Here is a 17618-nt window from a genome sequence, read left to right as displayed (position 1 = left end):
GTGCAGCACAACAGGAGGCGCTCCCTTGGAGCTCAGCAGGCGTACCTTCCACGCCCTCGCCGGTACGGCCGCGCTCGGCTTCGCGCTGACCGGCAGCGGGTCGCCGACCTCCCCCAACCCGGCACGGAGCGTACCCACCGGCCCGCCGCCCCCCGTGCCACGCGCGGACGGCAGACGGCACACCATCGGTTTCGACCGGTACTCCCTCGTGATCGACGGCCGACGCCTGGTGCTCTGGTCGGGCGAGATGCACCCGTTCCGGCTGCCGAGCCCGTCGCTGTGGCGGGACGTGCTGGAGAAGATGCGGGCGCACGGCTACAACGCCGTGAGCGTGTACGTCGCGTGGAACTACCACTCCCCCGCCCCCGGGCGGTACGACTTCTCCGGGGTGCGCGATCTGGACCTGTTCCTGCGCACGGCCGCCGAGACCGGCCTGTACGTCATACTGCGGCCCGGCCCGTACATCAACGCCGAGGTCGACGCCGGCGGCTTCCCCGGCTGGCTGACCGCCACCGAGGGCAGGGCCCGCACCTCCGACCCGACGTATCTGCGGTACGTCGACGAGTGGCTGACCGCCGTCAACGCCATCGTCGCCAAGCGGCTGTTCACGCGGGGCACGGGCACGGTCCTGCTGTACCAGATCGAGAACGAGTACGACGCGCACGTGGACGACCCGACCGGGCGCGCCTACATGTCGTACCTGTACGAGAAGGTCCGCGCCGACGGCATCGACGTGCCGCTGTTCCACAACGACAAGGGACGCAACGGGTACTGGGCGCCCGGGTCGTTCGGCACCGGCGGTGAGAAGGGGCGCTGGCTGTACGGGTTCGACGGGTACCCGGAGCCGGACGAGGTGCCGCCCGACTGGGGGCACTTCGGGACCGGCGGGGTGAAGAGCGGGGCCACGGCCAGTCCGCGCACCCCCGGGTTCGTGCCGGAGTTCGGCGGCGGCTGGTTCGACCCGTGGGGCGGGTCCTGGTTCGACGGCAAGGGGTACGCCGAGGCGCGCCGGACCCGGGACGCGGCGTACGAGCGGCGCTTCTACCTCACCAACCTCGCCAACGGCATCACGCTGCACAACGTCTACATGACGTTCGGCGGCACCTCCTGGGGCTGGCTGCCCGCGCCGGCGGTCTACACGTCGTACGACTACGGGGCCGCCTTCGACGAGGCCCGCAACGCCACCCCGAAGCTCGCCCCGATGCACCAGATCGGGCAGTTGCTGCGGCACGTGCCCGACCTGGCCAAGCTGAACCGGGCGAAGGCCGTGCGCGCCACCGACGAGCGGATCAAGGTCTACCACCTGGTCAACCCGGACACCGGCGCCCACGTCTACGTGCTGCGCAACGACTCCGGCGAGGCGGTCTCCACGACGCTGCCGGACGCCGGGATCGACGTGCCGGTCACCGTCCCGGCGCGGGACGCCAAGCTGCTCGCCGCCGGGCTGAAGCTCGGGAAGCGGACGCTGGTGCACTCCACCGTGCAGCCCATGGTGAGCCTGACCGCCGGGCGGCAGGACATCGCCGTCTTCGCGGGCCGCCGGGGCGAGATGGCGCAGGTCGTGCTGGAGTGCGCGGACGAACCGACGCCCATGCGGCTGGACGCGGAGCCCGCCTGGGCCTACAACCTCGGCAAGCTGAACATCACGGCGCCGCTCGGCGCCGGCGGGCTGAGCCGGGTGCGGGTCGAGGGCGACGGCGTGGACACGCCGATGCTGGTGCTGTTCGCGGACGACGCGACCGCCCTGCGGCTGTGGCCCTGGGAGACGCCGTCCGGCCCGCTCCTCGTCTACGGCCCGGCCCTGCTGCGCTCGGCCGAACTGCGCGGCTCCACCGTCCACCTCACCGGCGACACCATCGGCGCGACCGGCCTGGAGGTGTGGGGGCCGCGCGGGATCACCCACGTCACCTGGAACGGACGCCCGGTGCCCTGCCGCTTCAGCGCCTCCGGCAGCCTGCTGGCGCTGAAGCCGCTGCCCGGCGTGGCCCGGCCGGCCCTGCCCGCCCTGGACGGCTGGCGGCGGCGGACCGAGAACCCGGAGGCCGAGCCGGACTTCGACGACGCGGACTGGACGACGGCCGACCGGAAGACCACCTTCAGCACCACCCCGGTGCCCGACGGACAGCCCGTCCTGTTCGCCGACGACTACGGCTTCCACTACGGCGACGTCTGGTACCGCGGCGAGTGGACGGACGACAGCGCCCTCGCTTCCGTCTCCCTCTCCTACAGCACGGGCACGCAGGGCCTGCTGATGGCCTGGCTGGACGGCGAGCCGCTGGGCACGCACCGCATGCCGGTGCCGGACAAGGAGCGGGCGCGGCAGGGCACGTGGACCGCGCGGGCCACCTTCCGGCTGCCGGAGGACATGCGGAAGCGATTCCGGGAGGAGAGCCGGGAGGAGCGCCGGGAGCGGCATGTGCTGTCCGTGCTCGTCCGGCCGATGCAGCACGACATGGACGGCAGGGCGCTCGACACGCACAAGGCCGCGCGCGGACTGACCGCCGTCACCTTCGAGGGCGCCTCCCCCGAGGTGACGTGGCGGATCCAGGGCGCCTCCACCCCCGACCCCGTGCGCGGGCCGATGAACAACGGTGGGCTGTACGGGGAGCGCGAGGGCTGGCACCTGCCGGAGCACGACGACGGGGACTGGGACGGGACCGACTCCCCCCGGGCCGACCGGAGGCAGGGCGTCACCTGGTACCGCACGCGCTTCCGGCTGGACGTCGACCCGGGCGTGGACGCCTCCGTCGGACTCGTCCTCGACGACGACCCGGGGCGGGCCTACCGCGTCCAGATCTTCCTCAACGGCTGGAACATGGGGCAGTACATCAACGATGTAGGGCCGCAGCACACGTTCGTGCTGCCGAACGGGATCCTGCGCACACGTGGCGCCAACACACTGGCCTTGGCGGTGCTGTCGGACGGGACCACACCGTCGGGGCCGCGGGACGTGCGGCTGACGGTGCTGGGCGCGGCGGCCGGAGGGGTGCCCGTCAAGCCGGTGTGACCGGATCGAGCCGTACCCGTGCCTTGTCTTCTCCGGGACGCTGGTTCACCGTGTGGGCCCTTCAGGGCTTTTCGACAGGGAGGGGAACCTCGTGCGAAGACGGCGTTTCATCACTGGGTTAGGCGGACTGGTCGGGGCCGGGGCCGGGCTCGGGCTCGTCCCGGCGGGCGCCCGACCGGCCGCGGCGGCCGTCCGGGACGGCGGCGCACCACGCGAGTGGGAGGCGGTCACCGCCCCGGAGGCCACCCCGGCGGCGCAGTTGCGCGACGTGGCGGCCGCGGGCCCCGGCCTCGCCTGGGCCGTGGGCGAGGAGGGCCTCAGCGGCAGTGTCCGGGGGGCGGCGCTGGCCCTCGTGTGGGACGGCACGGCCTGGCAGCGCACCCGCGCCGGCTTCAACGGCTACCTGGGTTCCGTGGCCGCCACGTCCGACGGCTCCGCCTGGGCCGTCGGCGCCGACACCTCCGGCACCGCCCGGCTCCTCGCCTGGGACGGATCGACCTGGCGGGAGACCGACTACCCCGGGCGCGGGACGGCCGGGACCTCCCTCGCCGCCGTCACGACCGGCCCGCGGGGCCACGTGTGGGTCTCCGGCCGCACCGGTGACGGCTCGGTGCTGCTGCACGGGCACCGGGGCAAGTGGACCTGGCTGGAGCCGCCCCCGGTCACCACCACCGTCCCGCCCTACCACATCCACCGCTCGCTCTGCGGCGACATCTGGGTCTACGGCAGCGAGCTCGTCGCCCGCTGGGACGGTGACGCGTGGACCGTGCTGCCGTCGCCGGGCGGCGTCCGCGCCGGCTTCACCGGGCTGCTCCCGGTCGCCCGCGACGACATCTGGATGACGGGCTACGACTACGGCATCGGCGGCCCGCCCGGCAAGCCTCCGGCCGTCCGGCTGCTGCACGGGGACGGCAGCTCCTGGGAGTACGTCAAGGCACCGTTCGGCGTCGGCATGCTGTCCGGCATCGTGGGCGACGCGCAGGGGCGGCCCGACCGGATCGCCGGGTGGGACTTCTGGGACCAGACCCGGGCCCACTACCTGCGCTGGGACGGCACGGCCTGGGTCAGCGAGCGGGGGCCGCTGGCCACGACCCCCGTCGTCATGAACGCCCTGGCGAAGGTGCCGGGTTCGGGCGGGTACTGGGCGGTGGGGACGACCTCGACCTCGCCGTCCCCGACCGCCCTGCCGCGCATCGAACGCTGACCGGGCCCGGTCACGCCAGCCGGATCACGTTCCAGGACAGCGGCTCCAGGACGGCGTTCAGCGTGCCGTCCTGGAGAGCCGTGCCGTCGACGGTGTGCGGGGCCACCCGCTCGGGGTCGTCGAGGGTGTTGCGGGCGTCCGGGTCGGCGTCCGCGAGGGCGCTGTGCTCGACGACGCGGCTCAGGTCGAGGCCGCTCAGGGCGACTTCGAGCGGGAGGGCGTCGGTGCGGCTGCGGTTGACGGCGAAGACGGTGACCGTGCCGTCCTCGGCGCGCACGGCGGTGGCGTGCAGCAGGTCGGTCTCGCCGTACTTCTTCGTCTCGTACGTCGGCGAGTCCACGCGGACGTCCAGGACCTGGCCGCGGCCGTACCGCGAGGCCTGCGCGAAGGGGAAGAACGTGGTCTGCCGCCAGGCCGGGCCGCCCGGCTCGGTCATGATCGGCGCGATGACGTTGACGAGCTGGGCGAGGCAGGCGACGGTGACGCGGTCGGCGTGCCGGAGCAGGGCGATGAGGAGCGAGCCGAAGACGACGGCGTCGGTGACGCTGTAGTTGTCCTCCAGCAGGCGCGGCGCCTCGGGCCAGTCGTCCTGCTCGAAGGTCTTGGCGCGGGCCTCCCACTCGGGCAGGTACCAGACGTTCCACTCGTCGAAGGAGAGGTTGATCTTCTTCTTCGACTTGAGCCGGGCGCCGACGTGGTCGGCGGTCGCGACGACGTTGTCGATGAAGGACTCCATGTCGACGGCGGAGGCGAGGAAGGAGTCGAGGTCGCCGTCCTCGGGCCAGTAGTAGGCGTGCAGGGAGATGTAGTCGACGAGGTCGTAGGTCTCCTTGAGGACCGTGGCCTCCCACTCGGCGAAGGTGGGCATGGACTGGCTGGAGGAGCCGCAGGCGACGAGTTCGACGCCGGGGTCCTGCTGGCGCATGGCCCGGGCCGTCTCGGCGGCGAGGCGGCCGTACTCCTCGGCGGTCTTGTGGCCGGTCTGCCAGGGGCCGTCCATCTCGTTGCCGAGGCACCACAGGCGGATGCCGAAGGGGTCCTTGTCGCCGTGCGCGACACGGAGGTCGGACAGGGCGGTGCCCCCGGCGTGGTTGGCGTACTCCTGGAGTTCCAGGGCCTCGGCGACGCCGCGTGTGCCGAGGTTGACGGCCATCATCGGTTCGGCCTGGGGGCCGATCTTGCGGAGGAAGTCGATGTACTCGGAGAGGCCGAAGCGGTTGGACTCCGTCGAGTGCCAGGCGAGGTCGAGGCGGCGCGGGCGGTCTTCCGCCGGGCCCACCGAGTCCTCCCACTTGTAGCCGGAGACGAAGTTGCCGCCGGGGTAGCGGACGGCTGTGACGCCGAGTTCGCGGACGAGGTCGAGGACGTCCTGGCGGAGGCCCTTGGCGTCGGCGGTGGGGTGGTCGGGTTCGAAGACGCCGGTGTAGACGCAGCGGCCGAGGTGTTCCACGAAGCTGCCGAAGAGGCGGGGGTTGACCTCGCCGACCGTGAAAGCGGGGTCGAGGGTGAAGCGGGCGGTGGGCTTGCTCATGGGGGCCTTTCCAAAACGGGATTACTTGACAACAGGCCAGTGATGCACCCAAGCGAGCCGGTTCAGGCCCAGCTTCGGTGTGCCGTTGTCCTCTGCGTCGTAGTAGTGGTACGCCAGCCAGTCCTGGCCCCGGTCCCGGAAGACCGACTGGCCTCCCGTACCGATGTATCTTCCATGACCCTCCAGCAGCAGGTCACCGCCCCCCTCCAGGAGCGACTTGCCAGTTCTGTCCACGTACGGGCCCGTGACGCTCGTCGACCTGCCGACCTTGATCCTGTACGTGGAGTTCACGCCGGAGCAGCAGGCGTCGTAGGAGGCGAAGAGGTAGTAGTAGCGGCCGTGCCGGACGATGTACGGGCCCTCCACCGCGTACGGAGCGTCGGGGCGGGTGGCCAGGTGGTGGACGTCGGCGCCGGGGAGGGCCTTGCCGGTGACCGGGTTCAGCTCGATCATGCGGATGCCGGTCCAGTAGGAGCCGAAGGACATCCACAGCCGGCCTCGGTCCTCGATGATCGCCGGGTCGATGGCGTTCCAGGTGTCGGTGGTCTCGGAGCTGAAGACCTTGCCGTGGTCGGTCCAGGTGCCGGGCAGGCCGGTGCGGGAGGTGGCGACGCCGATCGCGGAGTGGTTGGTGCCCCAGGAGGAGACGGCGTAGTACAGCCAGTACCGGCCCGCCCGGTAGGAGATGTCCGGGGCCCACGGGTCGCCGGTGTCGTTGTACTCGAACCACCAGCTCGGGGGCGTGGCGAAGGCGTTACCCGCGTCGTCCCACCGCTTTGTGTCCTTCGACGTGCGGGCGCCGATGACGCCGCCCGTCGAATAGGCCACGTATCCGCCGGACTTGAGGCGGATCACCGTGGGGTCGTGGATGATCTGCTGGCCGGTGATCGGCTGGGGGTCGGGGTAACCGGTGCTCGCCTGGGCTGTGTTGGGGAGGAGAGCGAGGAGGAGCGCCGCCCCCACGGCGGTGATCGCTCTGCGTACGCTCACTGGCCCGCCAATCCCGTGTGGGCGACGCCCGCCACGATCTGCCGCTGGAAGAAGACGAACACGATGATCAGGGGCAGGCCCGCCATCAGGCCGCCGGCCATCAGCTGGGCCCACTGGATGCCGTAGGAGTTCATGACGGTCGCGATGCCGTTCGGCATGGTCATCAGGTCGGGGTTGTTGGTCACCATGTACGGCCACAGGAAGTTGTTCCACGAGGCGATGAAGGTGAAGATGCCGACCGCGGCCAGGGAGGGACGGGAGAGCGGGAGGACGATGGTGAAGAACACCCGCCAGCGTCCGGCGCCGTCGATGAACGCCGCCTCCTCCAGCTCGCGCGGGATGCCCTGGAAGAACTTGTAGAGGATGTAGACCATCGCGGCGGGCGCGCACTGCGGCAGGATCATGCCCCAGTAGGTGTCGACCATGCCCATCTGCTGCACGGTGGTGAACAGCGGCACGCCGAGGACGGCGGGCGAGATCATCAGGCCCGCCATGACCAGGCCCATCAGAGCGCTCTTGCCGCGGAACTCGGTGCGGGCGAAGCCGTAGCCGGCGAGTGCGCTCACCAGCAGCACCACGGACGTCACGCAGACGGAGACGACCACGGAGTTGACGAACCAGTTGGTGATGTTGCCGGTCTCGAAGAGGGCTTTCCAGGCCTGGCCCGTCCAGTCCTCCGGGAGCCAGTGGGGCGGGACCTGCACCGCCTCCGTCTCCGACTTGAGGGAGGTGAACAGGGCCCAGGCGAAGGGGGCCAGGAAGGCGGCCGAGACGGCTGTGCCGAGGAGGGTCAAGACGATCTGGCTGGGGGTCCACGGCTTGCGCGGTTGTGCGGCCGTGCTCATCGGGCGCTCTCCTCACGGTTGCGCAGCAGCCACATCCTCGCCAGGGCGACCGCCGCGATGATCACGAAGAAGATGACGGAGATCGCGGAGGCGTAGCCCACGCGGTAGCTGGTGAAGCCCTCTTCGAGGGTGTACTGGACGAAGGTGCGGGTCGATCCCTCCGGCCCGGGGAGGAAGTCCATCATCACGACGGCCTGGTCGAAGACCTGGAGCGAGGCGAGGATCTGCAGGGCGATGACGAGGCCGGTGATGTTGCGCAGCATCGGCAGGGTGATGTGGACCATGCGGTGCCAGGCGTTCGCGCCGTCGAGCTTGGCGGCCTCGTAGAGGTGGCCGGGGATGCCCTGGAGCGCGGCGAGGTACAGCAGGAAGCTGAAGCCGACCGTCCACCAGAGCGTGCAGATGACCACTGCGAGCATGGCGTAGGACTTGTCCGTCAGCCACGGCGTCTCGATGCCGAAGACGTAGTTGATCATTCCGGTGCCGGGGTTGAACAGCCACTGCCACAGGTTGGCCGCGACGGTGGACGGCAGCAGGAACGGGGCGAAGAAGCACAGCCGCCACAGCCACTTCCCGCGCTCGATGTGGTGGGCGAGCATCGCGAGGAGGAAGGCGAGGACCGTGATGCAGGGCACGACCAGCAGCGTGAAGTACGCGCTGTGGCCGAGCGTGTCCCACACCAGGGGGTCCTGGAGGGCCTCGCGGTAGTTGTCGAGGCCGACGAAGCTCGCGCTGTCGCCGGAGATGTTGGCGTCCGTGAAGCTGAGCCAGACGCCGCGCAGCAGCGGCCAGATCACGAAGAGCGCGAACAGGACGAGGAACGGGGCGACGAACCAGCCGCCGTGCTGGAAGCCCTGCTTGCGGCGTGCGGTGACGCTGTCGGCGGCGGTCCCCGCGCGCACCGGTGCGATGACGGTCTGGGCGCTGGTGGTCATGCGACCGCACCTCCCTGCGCGGCGGTCCTGCCGTCCATCGGGTTCTTCGTCGCGAGCAGCCTGATGAGCTCGCTCTTCATCCGACGGGCGGCGGTCTCCGGCCTGGCGGAGCCCATCGTGGAGGAGACGACGATGGGGCCGACGCGCTGGGCGAGGATGCCGGTGGATCCGGCGAACCACACCTTCGGCTCGGTGGCCTGGTGGTCCATGGCCGAGACGTACTCGTTCTGGGGGCTCATCTTCTTGTACGCGGCCGTGGACAGGACGGGCCGGTAGGCGGGGATGTGGCCGCCGAGCGCCCACTGCTGAGCGTGTCTGACGATGTAGGCGGCGAGTTGGTGGGCGCCCTCGTTGGCGGGGCCGCCGCGGTCGGACTGGTGGGGCAGGACGAAGGCGTGCGACTCGGCGTGGGTGGCGGGCCTGCCGAAGACGGGCGGCAGCGGGGTCGCGCCGTACTCGACCTTCGCGGTGTCGAAGACCGGCACCGACCAGTTGCCCTCCCAGACGAAGGGGGAGCCGTTGACGAACTGTTCGGCGCCGGCGGGGCCCGCGAAGGCCGGGTTGGCGTACCCGTCGGTGATGTGCCGGCGCAGGAACTCCAGGACCTGGGTGGCCTTGCCGGTGTCGAAGGTGACATCGGTGTCGGCGTCGTTGAACCAGGTGCCGCCGAGCTGGGTGTAGAAGGCGACGAAGAACCACCACTGGAAGTTCTGGTCGCTGTTCCACAGGCCGATGGTCTGGAGTCCCTTCTTGGTGGCCTTCCTGGCCTCCTTGAGGACGTCGAACCACTCCTCGGTCGAGGTCACGGGCACGATCCGGCTGTCGTCACCGAGCAGCCCCGCCTTCTTCAGCACGTCCTTGCGGTAGAAGCAGAGCTGGACGTGGATGTCGAGGGGGACGGCGTAGAGCTTGCCGTCGATGACGCCGCGGTTCCACAGCTGCGGGTTGAAGTCCTGCTTTCGTACGCCGTACTTGGCGAGCAGGTCGGTGTCCCAGGCGTCCAGGAGGCGGCCGGGCGAGAAGCCGGTGACCCGGCCCATGTGCATGACGCCGAGGTCGGGTGCGCGGTTGCCCGCGGCGGCCATGGCGAGCTTGGTGTAGAAGGGGCTGCCCCACTGCAGGGTGGAGTCCTTCACCGCGACGGCCGGATGGTCCTCACGGAAGGAGTTCAGCATCGCGATCATGTTGTAGCCGTCGCCGCCGCTGAAGAGGTTCCAGTAGCGCACGCGGGTGTCGGCGTCGGTGGCGAGTGCGTCGGCGCCCGTGCCGAGTGCGGCGAAGCCGAAGCCGCTCGCGACGAAGAGCCCGCCGAGCCCACCGAGAAGCTGCCTGCGATTCAGGTCAGGTCGTCCCATGCCCTGCCCTTACTGTTCGATATACCGAATAGCGCTCGTAACTTCGAACGGACCGTAAAGTCGAAGCGCTTGCGCGTCAATGGGTCGTGCACGAAGTTCGGGCAGGACTTTTGGGCGACTTCGGTCGTTCCCCGTTGAACTACGGACATCGGATCGCATGACGCGCACACTTTCGGGCGCGTAGTCTCGGACGCGCTGCCAAGCCGTCGGCCGGCGGTGAGAAGGGGGAGCGATGGACATCGCGGGCGCGCGGACGATGGCCGCCCGAGTCACCGCCGCGCTCAGGCGCTCGCGCCGTGGCTCCGCCATGCGCGCCCTGGCCGCCGAACTGGCCGCGGCGGTCCGGGCGAGACCCCAGCCCCCCACCGACGTACGGTCGTTGTGCCGGGCGCTGTGCGAGGAGATGAGCGCGCGGCGCGGTGGACGGCCCGTCGAGCTGCGTTTCGAGCGCTTCCCCGACGAGATAGAAGTGACCGGACTGTGGGTGGAGTTCCAGGACTTCGACCTCGTCATCGTCGAAGAACGGGCCGAGGCCGTGCAGCAGTTGGTCATCCTCGGGCACGAGCTGTGGCATCTGCACGCCGGGCACGGGCATCACCACGGGTTGGGCGCGGCGGCGGCCCACGCCTTCGCCGACCGGCCGGGGTGGGACGACGTCGCCCTGGCGGTGGCCGCCCGCAACGGCTCCCGGGAACGGGACGAGGCCGACGCCGACGCCTTCGGCCATCGGCTGGCGGCAGGGTGTCGGGCGCTGCTGCCGGGCGGGCGCGGACCGGAGGTGCCCCTCGACCCCGTGCAGCGGTCGCTGTACTACCGGGGGCCGCGAGGAGGTGCGGCACCGTGAGGACGGTGGTGGCACTGACCCCGGTCGAGTTCGTCAACCAGTTCTATCCGAACTTCTGGTGGATCCCCGCGGGGGTCCTGGCCGCCGCCCTGGCCATCAAGCTGCCGAGCATCATCCGGCTCTGGAAGGACCCGATGCTGCGCGCGGTCGGCGGGCTGCTGCTGCTCGCCTGCGCGGTCTTCGTCTTCGTGGCGCCGTCGACGATCGCACGGGTCAACCGGCTCACCGGGGTGGCCAACTTCTCCGGACCCTGGGTCTACTCGCTGCTCACCGCGTTCTGCGCCTTCTGCCTGCTGCTGATCATCTCCTGGCGCAACGGCCCGTCCGACCGCTCGGACCGCACCCGGCGCGCGATGCGCGGGGTCGTGGCGGTCTATTCGGGTGTGATCGTCGCGATGTGGGTGCTGTTCGCTCTCGCGGACGTGCCGGTGGAGCGGCTGCGGGATCTCGACACGTACTACGCGAACACCCCCTACATGCGCGAACTGATCGTGCTCTACCTGCTCGCGCACACCGCGGCCGCACTGGTCACCAACGGGCTGATCTGGAACTGGGTGCGCACCGACGGACTCGACTCGCTGCTGCGCTGGGGACTGAAGTTCCTCGGCGTCGGCTACGCGGCGCAGTTGCTCTTCGACGCCGCCAAGATCAGTGCCGTGGTGGCCCGTTGGTCCGGGCGGGACGTGGACTGGCTGAGCACGGCCGTCGCCCCGCCGCTCGCCTGCCTGTCCGCCGTGCTCATCGCGATCGGCTTCATCCTCCCGCACGCCGGGCAGTACCTGCACGGCCGCTGGCACGTCCGGCTCGCCCACCACGAACTGCGGCCCCTGTACCTGCTGATGAAGACGGTCAACGGCAGAGGGGTTCCGTTCCTGCTGCGTGCGACGCCGGAACTGCGACTGGTCCGCCGGGAGACGTTCATCCGCGACGTGCTGCTGCCGCTCGCCCGGCACATCGACGACGACCGGCGCGAACGGTTCCACGCCGCTGCCCTGGCCCTCGGCCACCCGCCCGAAGTGGCGAAGGTGCTCGCCGCCACCGCCGGGATCCAGGACGCGGCCGACGCCGGGCCCCGGACACGGGAGGACGACGGCACCGGTGCCCACGACACCACGGAGCTGCTGCGCGAGATCGGCGCCCTGTCCCGGGCCCTGCGCCGCACGGAGGACCTCCGGGCGATCCGCGCCCTGGCGCGTGACCACACGGAGGAAGCACCGCACTCACCGGCCGACCACCTCCCCGGGGCCACCCGGCCGATTCCCGACGGGTCCCGCACGGGGAGCCGCGCGCACGGTGCGTGAAGGTACGGTGAGAGCCGTCCGGGACGAGGCCCGCATGGCTCGAAAACCGCTGTCGGTGGACGGTGTTGGGGGCCGCACGGCCGTGCCCGGACGACGGGGAATGCCCGCAGGGCGAAGGAGCCTTCATGGCTGAGTGCGAGGAGTCGCATGTCGCGTAGAGCTGTCGTCATCGGTGCGGGGCTGGCCGGCATGCTGGCCGCGGCGGCCCTGTCCGCCGTCGCGGACGAGGTGGTCGTGCTCGACCGCGACGATCTGCCCGAGGGGCCGGAGCACCGCAAGGGCCTGCCGCAGGGACGTCACGCGCACCTCCTCATGGCCGGCGGCCTGGCCCCCATGGAGGAGCTGGTGCCGGGCGTCAGCATGCGCAAGCACCTGCTCGCCGCCGGCGCGCACGAGATACCGCTCGGCTCGGGCATGGTCGCCCTCACGCCCGAGGGCTGGTTCCGGCGCTGGCGCCACCCCGGGCCGCGGATGCTGACCTGCACCCGGGCCCTGCTCGACTGGGCGGTGCGGGGGGCCGTGCTGGACAACACCGGGGTGGTGGTCCGCAAGGCGGGGGTGCTGGAGCTGACCGGGTCGCGGCAGCGGGTGACCGGGGTCCGCCTCTCGACCGCCGCCGGGGAGGAGGAACTCGCCGCGGACTTCGTGGTGGACGCGAGCGGACGCGGCTCGCGGATCGTGACCTGGCTGGCGGGGCTGGGCGTCGACGACGTGCGCGAGAAGACGGTGGACGCCGGCCTGGTGAACGCCACCCGCCTCTACCGCACTCCCGAGGGGGCCGGGCGTTTCCCCCTGACCATCGTGCAGGCCGATCCGTATCAGGGACGGCCCGGCCGCAGCGGCATGGTGCTGCCGATCGAGGGCGACCGCTGGATGGTCAGCCTCGCCGGCACACGGGGCGGTGGCGAACCGCCGTCCGACCCGGACGCGTTCCTCCGGTACACCCTGGACCTGCCCGACCCCATCGTGGGCCGGCTGATCTCCGGCGCGGAACCGCTCACCGACGTCCATGTCAGCCGCAGCACCAGCAACCATCGCCGCTACCTGGAGAAGGTGCGCTCCTGGCCCGAGCGCCTCGTCGTCCTCGGTGACGCGCTGGCCACGTTCAACCCCGCCTACGGGCAGGGCATGTCGGTGGCCGCGCTGGGCGCCCGGGAGCTGGACCGCGAGCTGCGGCGGTCCGGCCTCGACGCGCCCGGGCTCGCCCGGCGCGTGCAAGGGCGGGCGGCCAGATCGGTGGAGGCCGCGTGGACGATGGCGGTGAGCCAGGACGTCTGGTACCCCGGGACGCGCGGCGGCTCGCCCGGGGTCGCCGACCGTCTGGTCACCGCCTACACCCGCCGCATGATCCGCACGGCGACCGGCTCGTACACGGCGGCGTCGGCGGTCTGGGACGTGATGAGCATGACGACGGGCCCGACACGGCTGCTGCGGCCCTCGACGGTCCTGGCGACACTGAGCGGGCCGCCGTTGCCGCCGGCGGCGGGGGCGCCGCTGACGGAGGACGAACGGACGATCCTGCGACGGCTGGACCGGACGGGGCGCTGACCCAGCGGGGCTCGGGCCGGTCCGGTACTTCGCCGGGGCGCTGAGCAGGGGCGCCCGGGGCCGGGCCGGCACCTCGCCGGGCGGGCCCGCCCGAGTGGCACGGCCCGGGCCGTCGACAGCCGGCGCGGCAGCCGCGCCGCACGGCCCGGGGCGTCGGCAGGCGGCTCGTCGGCAGGCGGCGCGGAAGTCGAACGGCACCAGCCGGATCATCGGCGGCCGGCGCGGCAGCGGCCCGTGTGGGTCCGTGCCCCGTCGGCGTACTCACCTGTCGGGCACCCCGGGGACCGGCCGCCGCCCGCTCATGTCCCCGTCCCCGGTCAGCCGGCGAACGTCGGCTGTACCAGTCCCTTTCCGGCGTCCGGGACCACGAACAACGACCCCGCCAGCGCGGGCGGCTCGCTCAGGCCCGTACGCGCCGTCGTGACGTACAGATCACTCAGCCCGGCCCCACCGAACGCACACGCCGTGACCAGCGGCACAGGCAGCTCGATCACCCGGTCCAGGTGCCCCCGCGGGGTGTACCTGCGCACCGCCGACCCCTGCCACAGGGCCACCCACACGCACCCCTCGGCATCCACGGTCAGCCCGTCGGGGAAGCCGGCGCCGTCCTCGATCTCGGCGAGGGTGCGCCGCCCGGAGATCCGCCCGTCCGCGTAGTCGAAGACGTCGACGCGCCGGGTCGGGGAGTCGATGAAGTACATGAGGCGCCCGTCGGGGCTCCACCCCGTGCCGTTGCTGACGGCCACGTCGTCGAGCACGACGTCGACCGTGCCGTCACCGGTGACGCGGGACAGCGTGCCGCCCCCCGGTGCCTCGTCGTACCGCATCGTGCCGGCCCACAGCGCGCCGTCGGGTGCGACGGCCGCGTCGTTGGCGCGGCGGCCGGGGACGGGCTCGTGTTGCAGCCAGCGGAAGCTGCCGTCCGGGTCGAGGAGACCCACCCCGTCGCGCAGGTTCAGGACGAGCCCGCCGCCGGCGCGCGGCTTCACGGCGCCGACGTGCTGTTCCGTGCGGCGGACGCTCCGGTGCCCGGTCGCCGGGTCGTAGGTGTGCACCCGGGAGCCGAGGATGTCGATCCACAGGAGCCGGCCGGCCGCCGCGTCCCAGGTCGGCCCCTCGCCGAGCTCGGCCTCGGCCCGTACCGCGACCTCGTACGGCGTCGTCATGCCACGCTCCGGTGACCGAGGTGCTCGGACAGCTCGGCGGCACCCTTCGCGGCGAGCTCCTCCAGCTCGGTCCGGCGCTCCTCGCTCCAGCGGATCATGGGCACGGAGATCGACAGGGCGGCGACGACCTGCCCGGTGCGGTCGCGGACCGGGGCGGCCACGCAGCTCACGTCCGGGTTGGACTCGCGGCGCTCCACGGCGAGGCCCCGCTCGCGGATCTCGGCCAGGGCCTCGCGCAGGGCGGCCGGGTCGGTGATGCTGTTGGGGGTCATCGCGACCAGCTCGGCGCCGTCGGGGATCCGCGCGGCGAGTTCCTGCTCGGGAAGGGAGGCCAGCAGCATCTTGCCGACGGAGGTGCAGTGGGCGGGCAGCCGGCGGCCGGCCGCCGACACCATCCGCACGGCGTGCGTGGAGTCGACCTTGGCGATGTAGATGACGTCCGTGTCCTCCAGGATCGCCACGTGCACGGTCTCGTCGCAGGTCTCGGCGACGGACCGGGCGACCAGCTGCCCCTCGGCGGCGAGGTCGAGCTGCTCGGCGTACCGGGCGCCGAGCTGGTACGGGCGCACGCCCAGCCGGTAACGTCCCGGCTGTCCGGGCACGGGGACGATGTACTTCCGGGCGGCGAGCGTGGTCACCAGCTCGTGCACGGTGGTGCGCGGCAGCTGGAGCTTGCGCACGATGTCCGGGGCGGAGAGCGTCCCGTCCCCGTCGAGAAAGAGCTCGAGAATGTCGAGAGCCCGGGTCACTGCTGGTACGAGGCGTCCCACGACCGGCCCCCTCCCTATGTGTCTCAGGCGCCTGCGTTCCGGATATCGATGTTCGAGATATCAACAGGCGATCGGCATGACGAACACAGGCTAGACATATCCTTTTGCCCGGGCAATGGCCCGGCGCACATGAGCTCACGTTGGTGCACGCTTCACGCGGCCTTTCAGCGCTGTTCGGCGGCGGCTTCGGCGTGCCCGTGGATCACGTCGGCCACAGGAGCCCCGTGGAGGGCGCCCCTCAGGACGATGCGGAGAAGTCCGGGGGCGAGACGGGCGAAGGGTGCGAGGCTGATCCCCAGGGTCCGGGCGTCGTGCATGACGAGGCCGCGCATGACCTCGTAGTGGATGCCGGTGGCGACGAAGAAGTCCGGCCACCCGGCGATCGGGCGGGTCCCGCGGAACTGCTGGCTGCCGTAGGAGAGCAGCGGGGGCTGAATACGCTCGAACAGCGCGCGGAACGCCGTACGGTCGTCCAGGTAGGAGGCGGCGGGGAAGACGAAGATCTCGGGCGACCGGGCGCGGATGCGCTCCGCCTCCGCCGTGAGGGCGAGGAGGTAGCGCAGTCGGCAGGAGGGTCCGCTGGGGACCGGCACGGCGTCGGCGTGCGGGAGGGTGAAGAGCTGTCCCGCGACCTCGTCGGGGCGCAGATGGCCGAGGACCCCGTCCACCATCTCCCGCTTGAACCGCTGCGGGAGTCTCAGATCCAGGTCGGTCATGCGCCGTGACGCGCCACCGACCACGCCGACGTGCTCGGTCAGTTCCGCGATGAGCGCCCTGACGTGCGGGGGATCGACGATGTGCAGGCAACGGTCGAAACGGAAGTCCGCCAGCTTGTGGACGACGTGGGCGAAGTACGTACCCGGATTGACCGGGACGAGCGGGTAGAGCGGCGGGGCGAGGGCGTTGAGCCCCATGTCGCAGGCGAACGCGAACCCGATGTCCGCCGCTACGGTCCTGGCGCCGACGACGCTGTCGAACAGCTTGCGCGCCACGCCGTAGACGCCTGTGTAGTGCTCCGAGAGGTTGAAGCGGAACGCCTCGGCCGGCGCACCGGAGTGACGGTGCCCGTCGAGCGCTCCCTGGAGGAGCCGGAACACCTCGCTCTGCCGGGCGGCACCCTCCATCAGATGACGCGCTCCGACGGACCATCCGCTCTCGGTCACGAAGGTCTTGTCGACCGGGAGATGGCCGCCGCGGTCGGCGAAGAACGCCTGGTATCTGTCGATGTACGGGGAATCCGCGAGCAGCTTCCCCATCGTGCCGCTGACCAGCGGTGCGAGTTCGCCCCACAGGGGAGCCCGGCCGTCCCGCATCAGGGCGTCCAGGTCCCCCCGCCGGCAGCCGAAGTACAGCCGCCGGGTGGCCTCCAGCCGTTCCCACTTGCCCAGGGCGTCGGCGAACCGGTGCTCCTGCCGGAGCAGCGGCAGGTCTTCCGTCCGCAACTCCTCCAGTGGCACACCGTGTTCGATCATGGCGTTCTGGAGTTCGAGCAGCAGGGTGCCGAACAGGCCGGTGCTGGTGCCCACGTGCTGGAGCCAGTGATGGCGTTCGTGCAGCAGCGCGGCGAGGAGGGCGATCCTGTCCTCGTAGGAGGCCGACTCGTCGAAGTCGCGGGTGAGTTCGATACGGACCGAGACCGGGTCGACCCTGCCGAGCCCGCTGTGGAACACCGTCGTGGCGGACTCAGTCAGATGGCTCTTCAGCCGTGATCTCACGGACAAGCTGCTCGACCTCGCGGTGATGGGCGATGTGACCCTCGAAGGTCACCGACTTCTCCGTGTCGGAACGCGTGACGTTGATCTTCACCTGCTTGCTGGTGATGTGCGCGATCAGCACATCACGCACCACCTTCAGCCCGCCCGCCGAGACGACGGAAACGACGATCGTCTGCCAGCCGGTGGTCGGGAAGGCCAGGCTGGACGGGTCGTCCTCGTGCAGGGACACTCCCGGCACGTCGATCTCGGCCAGCACCTCTTCCAGAGCCGAGAAGTGCTGTGCGGACGCACCCAGTTGGAGCAGGACCGGCCGACTGAGCGGCCGTTCGACTTCGTCGACTTCCTCGTCGTGAACCCCGTTCATGACACGAGCCTATCGATTCACACAGGCCGTCGAGTGATTTTCG

The 17618-nt window shown here is 71.2% G+C and carries 14 protein-coding genes; 5 read left to right on the top strand and 9 right to left on the bottom strand.

Annotated features, from left to right (window positions below):
* Positions 1–25 precede the first annotated feature (25 nt).
* A complete protein-coding gene (locus ACSUPV_RS28260; protein ID WP_436948805.1) occupies positions 26–3007 on the top strand; it encodes a beta-galactosidase in 2982 nt (993 codons plus the stop codon).
* 91 nt (positions 3008–3098) lie between these two features.
* Positions 3099–4211 carry a hypothetical protein gene (locus ACSUPV_RS28255; RefSeq protein ID WP_037767836.1) on the top strand — a complete coding sequence of 371 codons (1113 nt, stop codon included), beginning with the start codon at positions 3099–3101 and terminating at the stop codon, positions 4209–4211.
* Positions 4212–4221: 10 nt separating this feature from the next.
* On the opposite strand, the gene ACSUPV_RS28250 is transcribed toward ACSUPV_RS28255, so the two are convergent.
* Genes ACSUPV_RS28250 through ACSUPV_RS28230 form a run of 5 tightly spaced genes read right to left on the bottom strand, consistent with a single transcriptional unit; the run spans position 4222 to position 9867 of the window.
* Positions 4222–5742, bottom strand: coding sequence for an alpha-N-arabinofuranosidase (locus ACSUPV_RS28250; protein WP_031111898.1), 1521 nt, complete (start codon positions 5740–5742; stop codon positions 4222–4224).
* A gap of 21 nt (positions 5743–5763) precedes the next feature.
* Positions 5764–6732 carry an arabinan endo-1,5-alpha-L-arabinosidase gene (locus ACSUPV_RS28245; protein WP_037767838.1) on the bottom strand — a complete coding sequence of 323 codons (969 nt, stop codon included), beginning with the start codon at positions 6730–6732 and terminating at the stop codon, positions 5764–5766.
* Positions 6729–7577: a carbohydrate ABC transporter permease gene (locus ACSUPV_RS28240; protein WP_037767841.1), complete on the bottom strand. Its 849-nt coding sequence runs from the start codon at positions 7575–7577 to the stop codon at positions 6729–6731. The genes ACSUPV_RS28245 and ACSUPV_RS28240 overlap by 4 nt, the downstream gene beginning before the upstream one ends.
* Complete coding sequence (locus tag ACSUPV_RS28235) at positions 7574–8512, bottom strand: carbohydrate ABC transporter permease (RefSeq protein WP_031111893.1); 939 nt, start codon at positions 8510–8512, stop codon at positions 7574–7576. Before ACSUPV_RS28235 ends, ACSUPV_RS28240 begins: the two co-directional genes overlap by 4 nt.
* The gene (locus ACSUPV_RS28230; protein WP_436948804.1) at positions 8509–9867 is read right to left on the bottom strand and encodes an extracellular solute-binding protein; all 1359 of its coding nucleotides are present in this window, start codon (positions 9865–9867) and stop codon (positions 8509–8511) included. The genes ACSUPV_RS28235 and ACSUPV_RS28230 overlap by 4 nt, the downstream gene beginning before the upstream one ends.
* A 232-nt stretch (positions 9868–10099) precedes the next feature.
* Here ACSUPV_RS28230 and ACSUPV_RS28225 point away from each other — a divergent pair, with 232 nt between their 5' ends.
* The 3 genes from ACSUPV_RS28225 (at position 10100) to ACSUPV_RS28215 (ending at position 13560) form a co-directional block, all read left to right on the top strand.
* Positions 10100–10711, top strand: a complete 612-nt coding sequence (locus tag ACSUPV_RS28225; protein WP_031111890.1) for a hypothetical protein — start codon at positions 10100–10102, stop codon at positions 10709–10711.
* The gene (locus ACSUPV_RS28220) at positions 10708–12012 is read left to right on the top strand and encodes an MAB_1171c family putative transporter (RefSeq protein WP_436948803.1); all 1305 of its coding nucleotides are present in this window, start codon (positions 10708–10710) and stop codon (positions 12010–12012) included. Before ACSUPV_RS28225 ends, ACSUPV_RS28220 begins: the two co-directional genes overlap by 4 nt.
* Before the next feature lie 147 nt (positions 12013–12159).
* The gene (locus tag ACSUPV_RS28215) at positions 12160–13560 is read left to right on the top strand and encodes an FAD-dependent monooxygenase (protein WP_382615349.1); all 1401 of its coding nucleotides are present in this window, start codon (positions 12160–12162) and stop codon (positions 13558–13560) included.
* Positions 13561–13877: 317 nt separating this feature from the next.
* Here the strand turns inward: ACSUPV_RS28215 and ACSUPV_RS28210 are convergent, their stop codons facing one another.
* From ACSUPV_RS28210 to ACSUPV_RS28195, 4 genes are all read right to left on the bottom strand, one after another.
* Positions 13878–14726, bottom strand: a complete 849-nt coding sequence (locus tag ACSUPV_RS28210) for an SMP-30/gluconolactonase/LRE family protein (RefSeq protein ID WP_436948802.1) — start codon at positions 14724–14726, stop codon at positions 13878–13880.
* On the bottom strand, positions 14723–15496 hold the full coding sequence (locus tag ACSUPV_RS28205; protein ID WP_031111884.1) for an IclR family transcriptional regulator: 774 nt from the start codon (positions 15494–15496) through the stop codon (positions 14723–14725). Before ACSUPV_RS28205 ends, ACSUPV_RS28210 begins: the two co-directional genes overlap by 4 nt.
* 164 nt (positions 15497–15660) lie before the next feature.
* Positions 15661–17211: a hypothetical protein gene (locus ACSUPV_RS28200; RefSeq protein WP_359784118.1), complete on the bottom strand. Its 1551-nt coding sequence runs from the start codon at positions 17209–17211 to the stop codon at positions 15661–15663.
* Complete coding sequence (locus ACSUPV_RS28195; protein WP_037767849.1) at positions 17180–17575, bottom strand: hypothetical protein; 396 nt, start codon at positions 17573–17575, stop codon at positions 17180–17182. Before ACSUPV_RS28195 ends, ACSUPV_RS28200 begins: the two co-directional genes overlap by 32 nt.
* Positions 17576–17618: the final 43 nt, after the last annotated feature.

Source organism: Streptomyces sp. SudanB52_2052, from assembly GCF_964272415.1.
Classification (GTDB): domain Bacteria; phylum Actinomycetota; class Actinomycetes; order Streptomycetales; family Streptomycetaceae; genus Streptomyces; species Streptomyces olindensis.
This window is presented reverse-complemented; position numbering and strand designations above follow the sequence as displayed.